This is a genomic window from Ovoidimarina sediminis (assembly GCF_032586175.1).
GTDB classification, from domain to species: Bacteria; Pseudomonadota; Alphaproteobacteria; order Rhodobacterales; family Rhodobacteraceae; genus Ovoidimarina; species Ovoidimarina sediminis.
Genome location: NZ_JAWHTE010000001.1, coordinates 512,335 through 525,876, shown reverse-complemented (window position 1 = coordinate 525,876; position 13,542 = coordinate 512,335). Strand labels below are relative to the sequence as shown.

At 65.3% G+C, this 13,542-nt stretch carries 15 protein-coding genes and 1 pseudogene; 14 read left to right on the top strand and 2 right to left on the bottom strand.

The genetic code is table 11. From position 1 onward, the window contains the following. Positions 1-28 precede the first annotated feature (28 nt). Positions 29-3,442 (top strand): indolepyruvate ferredoxin oxidoreductase family protein, encoded by a 3,414-nt coding sequence (locus RXV90_RS02590; RefSeq protein ID WP_316646680.1) that lies wholly within the window; start codon positions 29-31, stop codon positions 3,440-3,442. Here RXV90_RS02590 and RXV90_RS02585 read toward each other — a convergent pair. Next, complete coding sequence (locus tag RXV90_RS02585) at positions 3,427-3,846, bottom strand: RidA family protein (RefSeq protein ID WP_316646679.1); 420 nt, start codon at positions 3,844-3,846, stop codon at positions 3,427-3,429. The two genes, RXV90_RS02590 and RXV90_RS02585, sit on opposite strands and share 16 nt — an antisense overlap. Before the next feature lie 116 nt (positions 3,847-3,962). On the opposite strand from RXV90_RS02585, the gene RXV90_RS02580 reads away from it, so the two are divergent. The 12 genes and pseudogenes from RXV90_RS02580 (at position 3,963) to RXV90_RS02525 (ending at position 12,466) form a co-directional block, all read left to right on the top strand. Next, a complete protein-coding gene (locus tag RXV90_RS02580) occupies positions 3,963-4,841 on the top strand; it encodes a lysophospholipid acyltransferase family protein (RefSeq protein ID WP_316646678.1) in 879 nt (292 codons plus the stop codon). Between the two features lie 5 nt (positions 4,842-4,846). Then, positions 4,847-5,659 (top strand): glutamate racemase, encoded by an 813-nt coding sequence (locus RXV90_RS02575; protein ID WP_316646677.1) that lies wholly within the window; start codon positions 4,847-4,849, stop codon positions 5,657-5,659. Positions 5,660-5,713: 54 nt separating this feature from the next. Then, on the top strand, positions 5,714-6,742 hold the full coding sequence (argC, locus tag RXV90_RS02570) for an N-acetyl-gamma-glutamyl-phosphate reductase (protein ID WP_316646676.1): 1,029 nt from the start codon (positions 5,714-5,716) through the stop codon (positions 6,740-6,742). Next, positions 6,739-7,182, top strand: a complete 444-nt coding sequence (gene ccmE / locus RXV90_RS02565) for a cytochrome c maturation protein CcmE (RefSeq protein WP_316646675.1) — start codon at positions 6,739-6,741, stop codon at positions 7,180-7,182. The genes argC and ccmE overlap by 4 nt, the downstream gene beginning before the upstream one ends. Before the next feature lie 66 nt (positions 7,183-7,248). Further along, entirely contained in the window at positions 7,249-7,860 is a 612-nt protein-coding gene (locus tag RXV90_RS02560) for a holin-associated N-acetylmuramidase (protein WP_316646778.1), read from the top strand. Then, positions 7,851-8,360 (top strand): annotated as a pseudogene (locus tag RXV90_RS02555) (holin family protein). Before RXV90_RS02560 ends, RXV90_RS02555 begins: the two are co-directional and overlap by 10 nt. Next, a complete protein-coding gene (locus tag RXV90_RS02550; protein ID WP_316646674.1) occupies positions 8,357-8,533 on the top strand; it encodes a hypothetical protein in 177 nt (58 codons plus the stop codon). Before RXV90_RS02555 ends, RXV90_RS02550 begins: the two are co-directional and overlap by 4 nt. A gap of 10 nt (positions 8,534-8,543) precedes the next feature. Then, positions 8,544-8,678, top strand: coding sequence for a hypothetical protein (locus tag RXV90_RS02545; RefSeq protein WP_316646673.1), 135 nt, complete (start codon positions 8,544-8,546; stop codon positions 8,676-8,678). Further along, positions 8,675-9,091, top strand: a complete 417-nt coding sequence (locus tag RXV90_RS02540) for a hypothetical protein (RefSeq protein WP_316646671.1) — start codon at positions 8,675-8,677, stop codon at positions 9,089-9,091. The genes RXV90_RS02545 and RXV90_RS02540 overlap by 4 nt, the downstream gene beginning before the upstream one ends. Positions 9,092-9,166: 75 nt before the next feature. After that, the gene (locus tag RXV90_RS02535; protein ID WP_316646669.1) at positions 9,167-11,140 is read left to right on the top strand and encodes a heme lyase CcmF/NrfE family subunit; all 1,974 of its coding nucleotides are present in this window, start codon (positions 9,167-9,169) and stop codon (positions 11,138-11,140) included. After that, on the top strand, positions 11,137-11,592 hold the full coding sequence (locus tag RXV90_RS02530; RefSeq protein WP_316646668.1) for a cytochrome c-type biogenesis protein: 456 nt from the start codon (positions 11,137-11,139) through the stop codon (positions 11,590-11,592). The genes RXV90_RS02535 and RXV90_RS02530 overlap by 4 nt, the downstream gene beginning before the upstream one ends. 97 nt (positions 11,593-11,689) lie before the next feature. After that, a complete protein-coding gene (locus tag RXV90_RS02525) occupies positions 11,690-12,466 on the top strand; it encodes an enoyl-CoA hydratase-related protein (protein ID WP_316646667.1) in 777 nt (258 codons plus the stop codon). Here RXV90_RS02525 and RXV90_RS02520 read toward each other — a convergent pair. Further along, positions 12,463-12,966 (bottom strand): RNA polymerase sigma factor, encoded by a 504-nt coding sequence (locus RXV90_RS02520; RefSeq protein ID WP_316646666.1) that lies wholly within the window; start codon positions 12,964-12,966, stop codon positions 12,463-12,465. The genes RXV90_RS02525 and RXV90_RS02520 overlap by 4 nt on opposite strands. A 272-nt stretch (positions 12,967-13,238) precedes the next feature. On the opposite strand from RXV90_RS02520, the gene RXV90_RS02515 reads away from it, so the two are divergent. Beyond that, positions 13,239-13,490: an EF-hand domain-containing protein gene (locus RXV90_RS02515; protein WP_316646665.1), complete on the top strand. Its 252-nt coding sequence runs from the start codon at positions 13,239-13,241 to the stop codon at positions 13,488-13,490. The last annotated feature ends 52 nt before the right edge of the window (positions 13,491-13,542 follow it).

Below are 13,542 nucleotides of genomic sequence, written 5' to 3'. Positions count from 1 at the left end.
ACCTATAATTGAAGGCAGGAGGTCCCTCATGTCACTGCGCGATGTCAGCCTTCATGATCGGTATGATCTTACGAAATCAGACGTCCTGCTGAACGGCACCCAGGCGCTTGTGCGGCTGATGCTGATGCAGCGGGCGCGGGATGAAGCGGCGGGGCTGAATACCGCCGGGTATGTCACCGGGTATCGCGGCTCTCCGCTTGGTGCCGTCGACCAGATGATGGCGCGGGCGAAATCGGTGCTGGAGCCTGCGCAGATCAAGTTTCAGCCCGGCCTGAACGAGGATCTGGCGGCAACCGCGCTTTGGGGCACGCAGCAGGCGGAACTCCGGGGCGAGGGGGCCTATGACGGGGTGTTCGGGCTTTGGTACGGCAAGGGCCCCGGTGTGGACCGGTCTGGCGACGTGATGCGGCATGCCAACATGGCGGGCACATCGCCCCATGGCGGTGTCCTGATGGCGATGGGCGACGATCACACCGGCGAAAGTTCGACCGTGTGCCACCAGTCGGACTGGGCGCTTGTCGATGTCTATATGCCTGTTCTATCGCCTGCAGGGGTGCAGGAGATCCTGGATTACGGGCTTTACGGATACGCGCTGTCGCGGTTCGCGGGGGTGTGGGCCGGTCTCAAGCTGATGAAGGATACCGTCGAGGTGACGAGTGTCGTGGACGCGCGGCTTGACCGGATGCAGTTCGTCACGCCCGAGTTCGATATGCCCGAGGGCGGGCTGAATATCCGGCTTCACGATCACTGGATCGAGCAGGAAGCGCGGATGATCGATTACAAGCGCTTTGCCGCGGAAGCCTTTGCCCGAGCGAATAAAATCGACCGTCGGGTGTGGGGAAGTGCCGGTGCGAAGATCGGGTTCGTGGCGGCGGGGAAGAACTGGCTGGATCTCGAGCACGCCTTCGGGCTTCTCGGGATCGATGCGGGCGAGGCGGAGCGGCTGGGGATCACCACCTACAAGATTGGCCAGACCTTTCCGATGGATATGGCGAGTTTCCACGACTGGGCCGAGGGCCTCGACCTGATCGTGGTGGTCGAAGAGAAGCGCAAGCTGATCGAAGTGCAGATCAAGGAGGCGATTTTCGACGACCGGCAGGGGCGGCGTGTCTATGGCTGGTACAAGGGCGGTGCCGGAGGCCTGCACGACGCAGAGCTTTTCCCGACGCGCATGGCGCTTGATCCGGTGATGGTGGCCGAGAAGATCGGCGGCATCCTGATCGAGGAGGGGCGAGGCACGGATCGCATCAAGGCCGGGCTGGAAACCATTGCCTCTGCGAAAATTTCCGACAATGCCGAGGATATCGCGGCGCGGCTTCCCTATTTCTGTTCGGGGTGTCCGCACAATACCTCGACCAAGGTGCCCGACGGCAGCCGGGCCTATGCCGGGATCGGCTGTCATTTCATGGCGCGATGGATGGACCGGGGCGTGTCGGGCTTCACCCATATGGGGGGCGAAGGCGCGAACTGGATCGGCGAGGCGCCGTTTTCGAAGACCGAGCACGTGTTCCAGCAGCTTGGCGACGGGACCTACAACCATTCGGGGTTGCTGGCGATCCGGGCCGCGCTGGCGGCGGGGACGAACATCACCTTCAAGATCCTCTACAACGATGCCGTGGCGATGACCGGCGGGCAGGGGAATGAGGGGAACCTGACGCCCGACCGGATCGCACGGGAGATTCAGGCGGCGGGGGTTCAGGAGATCGCCATCGTCTATGATCCGAAGGAGGAGCCGTCGCGGGGGCCGTTTCCGAGCGGCGTGAGCTGGCATGAGCGTGACGAACTTCCGAAGGTGCAGGAGCGGTTCCGCGCGATCAAGGGCGTCTCGGCGATCATCTATGTGCAGACCTGCGCCGCCGAGAAACGGCGGCGGCGGAAGCGCGGCACGTTCCCCGATCCCGACCGGCGGATCTTCATCAACACCGATGTCTGCGAGGGGTGCGGGGATTGCGGGGTGCAGTCGAATTGCGTCTCGATCGTGCCGGTGGAGACGGAACTGGGTCGGAAGCGCGCGATCGACCAGTCTTCCTGCAACAAGGATTATTCCTGCGTGAAGGGCTTCTGCCCGTCTTTCGTGAGCGTCGAGGGCGGCGCGTTGCGGAAGGAGGCGCGCGCGGACGTGCAGGTGGGCGCGCTGCCCGAGCCCAAACTTCCCGAGATCGACGGCACGTGGAACGTGGTGATCACCGGGGTCGGGGGCACGGGTGTCGTGACGATCGGCGCCGTGCTGGCGATGGCGGCCCATGTGGACGGCAAGGGGGCGGGGATGATGGAGATGGCGGGACTCGCCCAGAAGGGCGGTGCCGTGCACATCCATTGCCGGATTGGTGAGAAACCGTCCGATATCAAGGCGATCCGGGTTGCGACGGGCGAAGCGGACGCGCTGATCGGAGGGGATCTGGTGGTGAGCGCGGGGTCGAAGACCCTGGGACTGACCGCCACGGGACGGACGGGGGCCGTCGTCAACAGCCACGAGATCATCACAGGCGAGTTCACGCGGGACCGCGAATTCCGCATTCCGTCGGAGCGGCTGGCGCTGGCGCTGGAGCGGAAGCTGCGCGACCGGGTGAACCTGTTCGATGCCTCGTCGCTGGCGGAGGCGCTGATGGGAGATTCGATCTATTCCAACATGATGACCTTCGGTGCGGCCTGGCAGAAAGGCCTGATCCCCGTGTCACGGGCAGCGATCGAGAAGGCGATCGAGCTGAACGGGACGGCAGTTGAGCGGAATCTTCGCGCGTTCGAGCTGGGCCGCTGGGCGGTGGAGATGCCGGAGGCGGCGGCGGAGCTTCTGGCGCCGACGGTGGTGGATCTGCCGAAGACGCTTGCGGAGCGGATCGCGTTCCGGGAACGGCATCTGACCGAGTACCAGGGCCTGCGGCTGGCGCGGCGCTACCGCAAGCTCGTCGACCGTGTCGAGGACGCGGGGCTGAAGGAGGCGGTGGCGCTCGGCTATCACAAGCTGTTGGCCTACAAGGACGAGTACGAGGTGGCGCGGCTTCTGCTGGAGACCCGGTCGAAGGCGGAGGAGGCGTTTTCGGGCGATCTGAAGCTGACCTATCACCTGGCCCCGCCGATCCTGTCGAAGACGGGCCCCGGCGGGCGCCCCAAGAAGCGCGATTTCGGGCAGGGGATGGAGCGGTGGTTCGGTGTTCTGGCGCGGCTTAAGGGGCTGAGGGGCACGCCGTTCGATGTGTTCGGTTACTCTGCCGAGCGGCGGATGGAGCGCAAGCTGATCCGGCAATACGAGAAGGATATGGCCCGGATCCTCGCCGATCCGCCGAAGAACATGCCGGCCGCTGTGGAGCTTGCGCGGCTGCCACTGGAGATCCGCGGGTTCGGCCCGGTGAAGCATGCGAGTGCGGAGGCCGCGGCGCGGCGGCGCGAGATGCTTCTGGGCGCGCTCGACAAGCGCCCGGTTCTCGATCAGGCGGCGGAGTGATCGCCCCAGCCTGAGATCACCGCGTCCGCTTCCAATTCGACGAGCCATTCGGGGTTCACGAACCGCGAGACCGCCATGATCGCGTCGACCGGACGGATCTCGCGGAAGTAGAGTTTGCGCGCCTCGATGGCGGGTTTCCAGTTGTCGATATTGGTGAGGATGACCCGGGTCCGGACGACATCGTGAAGCCCTGATCCGGCCTGTTCGAGCGCCTCCTTGATGATCTCGATGCAGCGGATGGTCTGAGCCTGCACATCGCCCACGCCGACGGTGGAGCCGTCGGGCGCGACGGGGGCCGTCCCACCGATGCTTATGAAGGGGCCGACCCGGACGGCGCGACTGAAGCCAACGACCGCCTCCATCGGGTTTCCGTTCGAGATCAGTTCCCTGTCGAATGTATCCATCTTTTGCGTCCCCGTGACACGCTGCCGAGCGCAGTGTCGCATGGCCGACATAATCTGTGGCGAAAAATCGAAAGGTGCCCTAGAGGCAATAGAAAGGTATCGAGAGGCAGCCGGGCATGAGCGCTCAGCGGCAGGTCGCACGGGAAATCAGCTATGCAAGCTCTGCCCAGACACGGGGCGGGCGTGCTGTCATCCGGGTTCTGGAAAATGTCACCGGCCGGATCCGACTGATCAAGCGGGCCAACGGGTATGAGCACGAGGTCGCGCGGGGGCGGGACTTCTGGGAGGTGATGGTCGAACGCTATGGCCTGTCGCTCGACATCGTGGGCGGGAGCCTCGACAACATCCCGCGGACCGGGCCGCTGATCCTTGTGGCGAACCATCCCTACGGCATCCTCGACGGTCTGACGATGGGCCATATCCTGTCGACCGTGCGGGGCGATTTCCGCATTCTGGCGAACCGGGTGTTCCGCAAAGCGCGGGAGCTTGACCGGATCATCCTGCCGATTTCCTTCGACGAGACGAAGGAAGCGGTGGCCAGCAACCTGCAGACGCGACGGCTTGCGCTTCAGTACCTCGCGGAAGGCGGCGCGATCGGGGTGTTTCCGGGCGGCACGGTGTCGACCGCGGAGCGCCCGTTCGGCCAGCCGCTTGACCCCGGCTGGCGGGCTTTTACCGCGCGAATGATCGCGAAGAGCGACGCGGCCGTGGTGCCGATGTATTTCCTCGGCGCCAACTCGCGGTTGTTCCAGGTGGCCAGCCACATGCATTCGACCCTGCGGCTGGCGCTTCTGATCAAGGAATTCAAGCGCCGGGTGGACGAGCCCGTCCAGGTGGTGATCGGGGAGCCGATTTCGCGCGAGGATCTGGACCGGCACCGCGCGGATACGCGGGCGATGATGGACTTTCTGCGCCAGCGGACCTATGCCCTGTCTCCGACACCGCTGAGATCGACCGGCTACGGGTTTGAGTTCGAGGCGCGCTACAAGGGATAGGGCTTATGGCTGTCGGGATTTTCGACTCCGGTCTGGGCGGACTGACCGTGCTGGATGCCGTGACCAAGCGTTTGCCGGAGGTGCCCTTCGTCTATTTCGGGGACAATGCCCATGCGCCTTACGGGGTGCGGGATGCCGATGACGTCTATCAGCTGACCACCGCTGCTGTTGAGCGGCTTTGGGGGGCGGGCTGCGACCTTGTGATCCTGGCCTGCAATACCGCTTCGGCCGCCGCGCTGCGGCGGATGCAGGAGAGCTGGGTGCCGCCCGAGAAGCGTGTGCTTGGCGTGTTCGTGCCCCTGATCGAGGCGCTGACGGAACGGCAGTGGGGCGACAATTCTCCGCCCCGCGAAGTGGCGGTGAAGCACGTGGCGCTGTTTGCGACGCCCGCCACCGTGTCGAGCCGGGCGTTTCAGCGGGAGCTGGCGTTCCGGGCGATCGGGGTGGATGTGGAGGCGCAATCCTGCGGCGGCGTTGTCGATGCGATCGAGGAAGGGGACGAGATCCTTGCCGAAGCGCTCGTCCGGTCGCATGTGGATGCGTTGAAGCGGAAAATGCCGAGGCCCGATGCCGCCGTGCTGGGCTGTACCCATTACCCGCTGATGGAGCGCGTGTTTCAGGACGCGCTGGGCGACGATGTGAAGGTGTTCAGCCAGGCGCACCTGGTGGCCGAGAGCCTAGCCGATTACCTCGACCGGCGGCCCGAGATGATCGGCCCGGGGACCGAGAGCCTGTTTCTGACCACCGGGGACCCGAAGCGTGTGTCGGACAAGGCCACGCAGTTTCTGCGACGTAGGATCGCGTTTGAGGCCGCCTAGATTGCGCGCGGGACCGAACTTTCCTAAATCGCGGGGCAACTGAAGGCGGGACCCATGACCCACAGAATCGCAGTGCTCGGGGCGAGCGGATATACCGGCGCGGAACTTGTGCGCCTGATCGCCACGCATCCGAGAATGGAGATCGCGGCGCTGGCCGCGGACCGGAAGGCCGGGATGGAGATGGCGGAGGTCTATCCCCATCTGCGTCACCTGGAATTGCCGGTGCTGAAGCGGATCGAAGAGATCGATTTCCGCCGCATCGACCTGGCTTTCTGCGCCTTGCCCCATGCCACGAGCCAGGAGGTGATCGCGGGCCTGCCGCGTGACTTGAAGATCGTGGACCTGTCGGCGGATTTCAGGCTGCGGGACCCGGCGGCCTATGAGAAATGGTATGGCAAACCCCATGCCGCGCCGGAGTTGCAGGGCGAGGCTGTTTACGGGCTGACCGAGTTCTACCGCGACGAGATCGAGACCGCGCGGCTTGTTGCCTGCACCGGGTGCAATGCCGCGACCGGGCAATTTGCCCTGCGCCCCCTCGTGGCGGCGGGGGTGATCGACCTCGACGATATAGTCGTCGATCTGAAGGCTGCGACCAGCGGTGCGGGACGGTCGGCGAAGGAGCATCTGCTGTTCGCAGAGCTTTACGAGAACATCATGGTCTATTCGGCGGGCGGCACGCACCGGCACCTGGGCGAGTTCGACCAGGAGTTGAGCCTGATCGCCGGGCGCCCCGTCGAGATCCAGCTGACACCGCATCTGATCCCGGCCTCGCGCGGGATCGTGGTGACAGCTTATGTGAAGGGGGATGCGGCGGCGGTTTATGAAACGCTGTCCGACGGTTATTGCGAAGAGACGTTCATTCACGTTCTGCCTTTTGGTAAGATCCCTTCGATGAAGGATGTTCGCGGATCGAATTACTGTCATATCGGCGTGGTCGGCGACCGCCGGCCGGGACGGGCGACGGTGGTGGCCACGCTTGACAACCTGACGAAGGGCTCGTCGGGCCAGGCCATTCAGAATGCGAACCTGATGCTTGGAGAAGAGGAGACGGCCGGCCTTGCGCTGGCCCCGGTGTTCCCATGAGAAGCCTCAAGAAGAAACGCAGGATTCAGGTGATCGCGATCGCGGTGCTGGCGCTGGCCGCCGGTGTGGGCGCGATGATCTATGCCTCGCAGGATGCCTTTCAGTTCTTCCGCTCGCCCTCGGAGGTGGCCGAGGCACCGCCACCACCCAACGAGGTGTTCCGGATCGGCGGGCTTGTGGAGGACGGTACGCTGGTGCGCGGCCAGGGCGAGACGATTTCGTTCAGCGTGACCGATGGCGGGGCCTCGGTTCCGGTACGCTACACCGGCATCCTGCCCGATCTCTTCGGTGAGGGGGAAGGGATGGTTGGAACCGGGCGCCTTGTGAACGGGGTGTTCGAGGCCGACGAAATTCTCGCCCGGCACGACGAGACATATATGCCCGCCGAAGTGATCGACGCGCTGAAGGAGCAGGGGGTCTATCAGGACCCGAACGGTTAGGTACGCCCGCCTTAACCATTCAGGTGCAGGGTTCGCACGGTTTCACCACCGAGCGGGAGCGGACCACTGCGCAGCATCACCGATATCGCAGACGAGATCATTGCCCGCGAAGGCGGCTACGTGAACGACCCTGACGACCCCGGGGGTGCCACGAAATATGGCGTGACGGTTCACACGATGCGCCGGCTCGGGATCGATCTGGATGGGGACGGGGATGCCGACGCCGAAGACGTGAAGCGGCTGAGCCGGGAGCGGGCACGCGCCGTGCTGATCACGCAATATTTCGAGGCTCCTGGGATCGGGCGGCTTCCCACCGCACTTCAGCCCACCGTGTTCGACATGCAGGTGAATGCCGGTTCGCAGGCGATCCGGATCCTGCAGCGGCTTTTGGGCGATATGGGCGAGCCTGTGCGGGTGGACGGCATCCTCGGCCCGCAGACGGTGGGTGCCGCACGGCGCGCCCATGACGCGGCTCCGGACCATATCGCCGATGCATACGGGATCGAGCGGCGAAGCTTCTACTACCGTTTGGGCGACCGGAGACCGGCCTTGCGAAAGTTCGCGCGACGCAGGGATGGTGGGAAGGGCGGGTGGATCACGAGGGCCGAGACCTTCATCGCGCCGCGGTTCCACCTAAGCGACGCGGAGCATCGGGCCAGGACACGAACATGGGGCTGATAGAGCGGGTACTCATGCTGGTCTTCGGGGGCGGCAACGTGGTGCGGGAGACCGCCGAGGTCTTTCGCGAGAATGCCGAGGCGCGGGCGGTGCGCGAGGCCGACCGGCACGGTGCCGCGCTCGACCAGTTCGCGGCGGAATTTCTTCTGCCCCGGCAGGGGTGGTTCGACCGGATGATGGACGGGATCAACCGGCTGCCGCGACCGGCGCTGGCGCTGGGCACGCTTGGCCTGTTCGTTTCGGCGATGTACAACCCGGCCTAGTTTGCAGCCCGGATGCAGGGCGTGTCACTGGTGCCGGAACCCCTGTGGTGGCTTCTGGGCGTGATCGTCTCGTTCTATTTCGGGGCGCGGCATCAGCAGAAATCACAGGAGTTTCAAAGGGCTCTGGCCGCAACCTTCACACGCGCGCCGGAGGTGATCGCACGGGTGCGGCACGCGGATGGTGCCGAAGACGCCGAGAACGCGGCACTGGCCGAATGGCGGAGGGGCGGGGGGTGAGCGATGCCATCTTCCGCATGCTTGCCGATGACGGCCCCTGGGTGCTTCTGGTGTTCTACCTGCTGTACCGGGATCTCGAGAAAGACCGGGCGACCCGCGAGATCGTGGACCGCAGCACCAAGATCCTGATCGAGATGTCCACGATCATACGCGAACGGCTTCCGGGCAAGTGAGGCGGGCACGATGCGCCTTTTCCATCATCTCCTGCGCCTGATCTGGCGCTGGGTTATCGGCGGACGGTTTTGCGACACCGTCGCGCGCCACGAGGCGGCGGCCGACAGGCTGGACGCCGCGGTCAGAGAGGTTTTGAAGCGATGAGAGGTGCCCTGTTTCTTCTCGTGGCGAGCGGATCGGCCTTCGTGGCGATCCGGTTTGCCTTCGGATACGAACGTGCGATCGCGATTGCCTATGGGCTGGTGGCCGCGATGGCGTTGTCGATCTCCGGCACATTCTTCTGGCTGTGGCGGGCCCGGGCGACGCCGCTCGCACTTGGCATGGGGTTCAGCTGGTCGGGTACGGCGGGGGTTCTCGGCTGGTGGTGGACCTACCGGCTTCTCGACCGGCCGGACGCGATGGCGGAGAGCCTTGCGCTTTTCGCCTTCGTTGCGGCCTATTTCGTGGGGGCCGTCCTGCATTTCCAGGTGGTGGGCCGGTCGTTGGGGCGGCGCGCAATGCTGCTTCTGCTGCCGGTGATCCTGACGTTGACGGTGGCGATTTCGGCGGCGATCTGAGGGACCGGTTCAAACATGCGCGACCGACGGGCGCACCCGCTTGGCGCGCCCGTCCGGTCAGGCTATTTTCGCCCCATGATAGTAGAGTTTGGCCACTTCGCCCTTCTTCTCGCCTTCCTGATCGCGATCGTTCAATCGGTCGTGCCACTTGTCGGTGCCCATAAAGGCTGGCGCGGATGGATGGCGATGGCGGAACCTGCCGCGACGACGCAGTTCCTGCTTCTCGCCTATGCCTTCGGGGCACTGACTTATGCCTTCGTGACCTCGGATTTCTCGCTGAGGCTGGTGACACTGAATTCCCATACGCTGAAGCCCATGCTGTACAAGGTGACGGGGGTCTGGGGGAACCACGAGGGCTCCATGCTTCTGTGGTGCGCGATCCTGGCGCTGTTCGGGGCGATGGCCGCATGGTTCGGCGGCAACCTGCCGCCTCGGCTGCGCGCCCGGGTGATTGCGGTGCAGGGGGCGGTGGGCGTGGCGTTCCTGGCCTTCCTGATTTTCACCTCGAACCCCTTTCTCAGACTCGAGACGCCGCCCTTCGACGGGCAGGATCTGAACCCTCTGTTGCAGGACCCGGGCCTCGCCTTCCATCCGCCGTTTCTTTACATCGGCTATGTCGGGCTTTCGATTTCCTTCTCCTTCGCCGTGGCAGCCCTGATCGAGGGCCGTGTCGATGCGGCCTGGGGGCGGTGGGTCAGGCCCTGGACGCTTCTGGCATGGCTGAACCTGACGGTCGGCATCGCGCTGGGATCGTGGTGGGCCTATTACGAGCTTGGCTGGGGTGGGTTCTGGTTCTGGGATCCGGTCGAGAATGCCTCGTTCATGCCGTGGCTGATCGCGGCGGCGCTTTTGCATTCGGCTATCGTCGTGGAGAAGCGCGAGGCGTTGAAAAGCTGGACGATCCTTCTGGCGATCCTGGCCTTCGGGTTTTCACTGATCGGGGCGTTCATCGTGCGGTCGGGCGTGCTGACCAGCGTGCACGCCTTTGCCAACGACCCGGACCGGGGGGTCTGGCTTCTGGTGATCACGGGGATCTTCATGGGGGGAGCGCTGACGCTCTTTGCCGCGCGGTCCGGCGTGATGACGGCACGCGGCGTGTTCCAGCCGGTGAGCCGTGAGGGGGCGCTGGTTATGAACAACGTCCTTCTTGCGGTGAGTGCATTCGTGGTATTCGTAGGAACGGTCTGGCCGCTGATTGCGGAAATCTTTTTCGATACCAAGATGTCGGTCGGCCCGCCCTTCTTCGATGCGGCGTTCACGCCGTTCATGGTGGCGCTTGCCGTGATCCTGCCCGTGGGCGCGATCCTCCCCTGGAAGCGTGGGCGGCTTGGCCGGGCGATGGCGCCGCTTTGGGGGGTGGCCGCGCTGGCGATCGCGCTTGGCGCCTTCGTGTGGACGATGCAGACCGGCCGGTCGATCCTGGCACCCGTGGGCGCCACGTTGGGGGCGTGGCTGGTTTTCGGGGCTTTGGCTGAGCTTTGGACCCGCGGAGGACGCGGGGATGCAGCTTCGCGCGTGAGGCGCATCCTGCGGCTGCCGCGGGCCGACTGGGGCAAGGCGGTCGCCCATGCTGGGTTCGGCATCACGACATTCGGGGTGGCCGCGCTGACGGCCTGGACGATCGAGGATATCCGCGTGGCACAGGAGGGCGAAAGCTGGACTGTTGGGAATTACGAGGTGACGCTGCGGAGCGTCGACCAGGTGGAAGGCCCCAACTACCTGTCCACGATGGCGCGGATCGAGGTGATCGATAACGGCCGCAGCCTAGGGGTCCTGACCCCGGAGAAACGGGTGTATCCGGTGGCGGGGATGCCGACGACGGAGGCCGCGATAGACAACGGTGTGACGCGCGACGTCTACGTGGTGATCGGCGATCCGCAGGATGGCGGCGGCTGGGCCGTGCGGACTTTCATCAAACCCTTCGCGAACTGGATCTGGGCCGGGGCGATCATTATGGCGATCGGCGGGATCCTGAGCCTGACCGACCGGCGCTTCCGCGTGGCCGCGGGCGCGAGGAAGGCGCGCGCCGCGGCGGTGCCGGCAGAATGAAACGGTTGTTCCTGATATTCTGGCTTCTCGCGACCCCCGTGCTCGCCGTCGAGCCGCAGGAGATGCTGAGCGACCCCGCGCTCGAGGCGCGGGCGCAGGCGCTGGATCATGCACTGCGTTGCGTGCAGTGCCAGTCGGAGAGCATTGCCTCGTCGAATGCGCAATGGTCGGCGGATGCGCGGAAGCTGGTGCGCGAGCTGATCGTCGAAGGACGTTCGGATGACGAGGTGCTGGATTTCTTCGTGGCGCGCTATGGCGAGTTCGTTCTGATGCGGCCCAAGGCGGAAGGGGCGAACCTTGTTCTTTGGCTTGCGGGTCCCGGGCTTCTGATCCTCGGAGCGGGGATCGCCGTGTCTTACCTGCGGCGGCGGTCGGCGCCCGAGGCGCCGACCGCGCTGAGCGCCGAAGAAGAAAAGCGGCTTGCGGAGCTGATGGGCGACAAGCCGACCTGAGCGGTGTTTCGACGCGGCGTCACGGGGTGCGATGCCCCTTTTCTAAACAGATCAGTTCACTTATCACGGAGCCCGAAGCCAGTTGCGAGGGCCCCCGATGGATTATCAGACGATCCGGCTGACCGTTGCCGACGACATCGCCGTTCTGACGCTGAACCGCCCCGATGTGATGAACGCGCTGAACACGCAGATGCGGGCCGAGATTCTGCATGCGGTGAAGGCCGCCGGCGAGGCCGCGCGGGTGCTGGTGATGACCGGGGAGGGCCGGGCCTTCTGTTCGGGTCAGGATCTGGGCGACCGGGCGACGGCGGCGACGATCGACCTGGAAAGAGTTCTTAGGGACGAGTACGAGCCGATGTTGCGGGCGATCTTCGACTGTCCGATCCCGACGATTTCGGCGGTGAACGGGCCCGCGGCTGGGGCGGGGGCGAACCTTGCGCTGGCAGCGGATGTGGTGATCGCGACGGAGAGCGCGGTGTTCCTGCAGGCCTTTGCCCGGATCGGGCTTATTCCCGATGCGGGCGGCACCTACTGGCTGCCCCGGCAGATGGGTTTTGCGAAGGCTATGGGCGCCGCGCTTTTCGCCGAGCCGGTTTCGGCGCGGGAGGCCTCGGACTGGGGCATGATCTGGGAAGCGGTGGCGGACGCGGAATTCGAAGACCATTGGAGGGCGCGGGCGGCGCATCTGGCGAAGGGGCCGACGGTGGCCTATCGCGGGATCAAGGATGCGCTGAGGGCGAGTTTCGCAAACACGCTGGACGCGCAGCTGAAGCTTGAGGCCGAACTTCAGGGAGCCTCGGGCAAGACGCGTGATTTCCAGGAGGGCGTCATCGCCTTTACCGAGAAGCGCCCGGCGCGGTTCGAGGGCCGCTAGCGTCGACCGAGGAGCGCGCTGACCGGCCTGTCCTTCGGGAGATCGAGCATTTCGCGCAAGGCGGCGCGGCCGCGGGAGACGCGGCTCATCACGGTACCGATCGGGATGTTGTGGGCGCGGGCGAGGGTGGCGTAGCTTTCGCCCCCCACCGCGACGCCGAGCAGCAGGACAGATTGTTCTGCGGGCAGCGCGTCGAGCGCTTCCCCGACCTCGCGCGCGGCGACACGGTCGGTGCCGGTGTCGGGAACGCCCGGGACGAGCGTTTCGGGCAGTGCGTCGAAGGCCGGCGGGGGACGCATGGCGATTCTGCGGAGCGCGGTGACGAGATAGGCCTCGAGATTGGTGATTGGCGGGTCTTCCGACATTCTGAGCCAGACCCTGAGCAGTGCTTCCTGCACCATGTCTTCAGCGGTTGCCGGATCTCGCGTGTAGCGGCGGGCGCGCCTGAGGAGTTTCGGGCGCAGCCGCATCAAAAGGTCAGCTCTGTCGTCGCCTTGCATCGTAGCCGCGCCCCCGGGGCCAGGCGCACGGGGACAGCGCCCCCATGCCGGAGCCGATAGATAAGGCCGGGCGAGGCTTCTGTCTTGGTTGCGGGTTTGCGGAAATGTGCCGACGGCAAAGCATCGCTGACCCGGTGGGCCCGGATCGGCGATTGGCCGCAGGCGCAGGCACCCCGGGGAATGCGTGGGGCCGAGCCTGCGTCTTCGTTCATAGGGTGCGCCGCACGGATGGCGGCCCTCAATGCAACGTAAGAAAGGTGAGGATACCTACGATGACACCACGCATTCTTGGCGCGCTTCTGGCAGGCGGTTTCGCCCTGACGGGTACGGCGGCGATCGCGGATATGAGCGCACTTGATACCGATGGCGATGGGCTTGTGAGCTTCGAAGAGATGATCGCGGCGGTGCCGACCGTTTCGGAAGAGACGTTCACGACCATCGACACGAATGCCGACGGCACGCTTGATGCCGAAGAGTTCGCTGCCGCGGAGGCCGCCGGTACGCTGCCCCCGACCGACGGCTGATGCCCCCGCCCGCCGCCCCCCGGTATGCTGTTTTTGCAGGGGCGGCGGGCAC

What these genes read in the sequence shown, in the direction of transcription:
- RXV90_RS02520 (WP_316646666.1), bottom strand. Translation starts at nt 12,966, where the DNA reads ATGCAAGGCGACGACAGAGCTGACCTTTTGATGCGGCTGCGCCCGAAA.
- RXV90_RS02540 (WP_316646671.1), top strand. Translation starts at nt 8,675, where the DNA reads ATGAGAGGTGCCCTGTTTCTTCTCGTGGCGAGCGGATCGGCCTTCGTG.
- RXV90_RS02545 (WP_316646673.1), top strand. Translation starts at nt 8,544, where the DNA reads ATGCGCCTTTTCCATCATCTCCTGCGCCTGATCTGGCGCTGGGTTATC.
- RXV90_RS02525 (WP_316646667.1), top strand. Translation starts at nt 11,690, where the DNA reads ATGGATTATCAGACGATCCGGCTGACCGTTGCCGACGACATCGCCGTT.
- argC (WP_316646676.1), top strand. Translation starts at nt 5,714, where the DNA reads ATGACCCACAGAATCGCAGTGCTCGGGGCGAGCGGATATACCGGCGCG.
- RXV90_RS02575 (WP_316646677.1), top strand. Translation starts at nt 4,847, where the DNA reads ATGGCTGTCGGGATTTTCGACTCCGGTCTGGGCGGACTGACCGTGCTG.
- ccmE (WP_316646675.1), top strand. Translation starts at nt 6,739, where the DNA reads ATGAGAAGCCTCAAGAAGAAACGCAGGATTCAGGTGATCGCGATCGCG.
- RXV90_RS02590 (WP_316646680.1), top strand. Translation starts at nt 29, where the DNA reads ATGTCACTGCGCGATGTCAGCCTTCATGATCGGTATGATCTTACGAAA.
- RXV90_RS02580 (WP_316646678.1), top strand. Translation starts at nt 3,963, where the DNA reads ATGAGCGCTCAGCGGCAGGTCGCACGGGAAATCAGCTATGCAAGCTCT.
- RXV90_RS02585 (WP_316646679.1), bottom strand. Translation starts at nt 3,846, where the DNA reads ATGGATACATTCGACAGGGAACTGATCTCGAACGGAAACCCGATGGAG.
- RXV90_RS02530 (WP_316646668.1), top strand. Translation starts at nt 11,137, where the DNA reads ATGAAACGGTTGTTCCTGATATTCTGGCTTCTCGCGACCCCCGTGCTC.
- RXV90_RS02535 (WP_316646669.1), top strand. Translation starts at nt 9,167, where the DNA reads ATGATAGTAGAGTTTGGCCACTTCGCCCTTCTTCTCGCCTTCCTGATC.
- RXV90_RS02515 (WP_316646665.1), top strand. Translation starts at nt 13,239, where the DNA reads ATGACACCACGCATTCTTGGCGCGCTTCTGGCAGGCGGTTTCGCCCTG.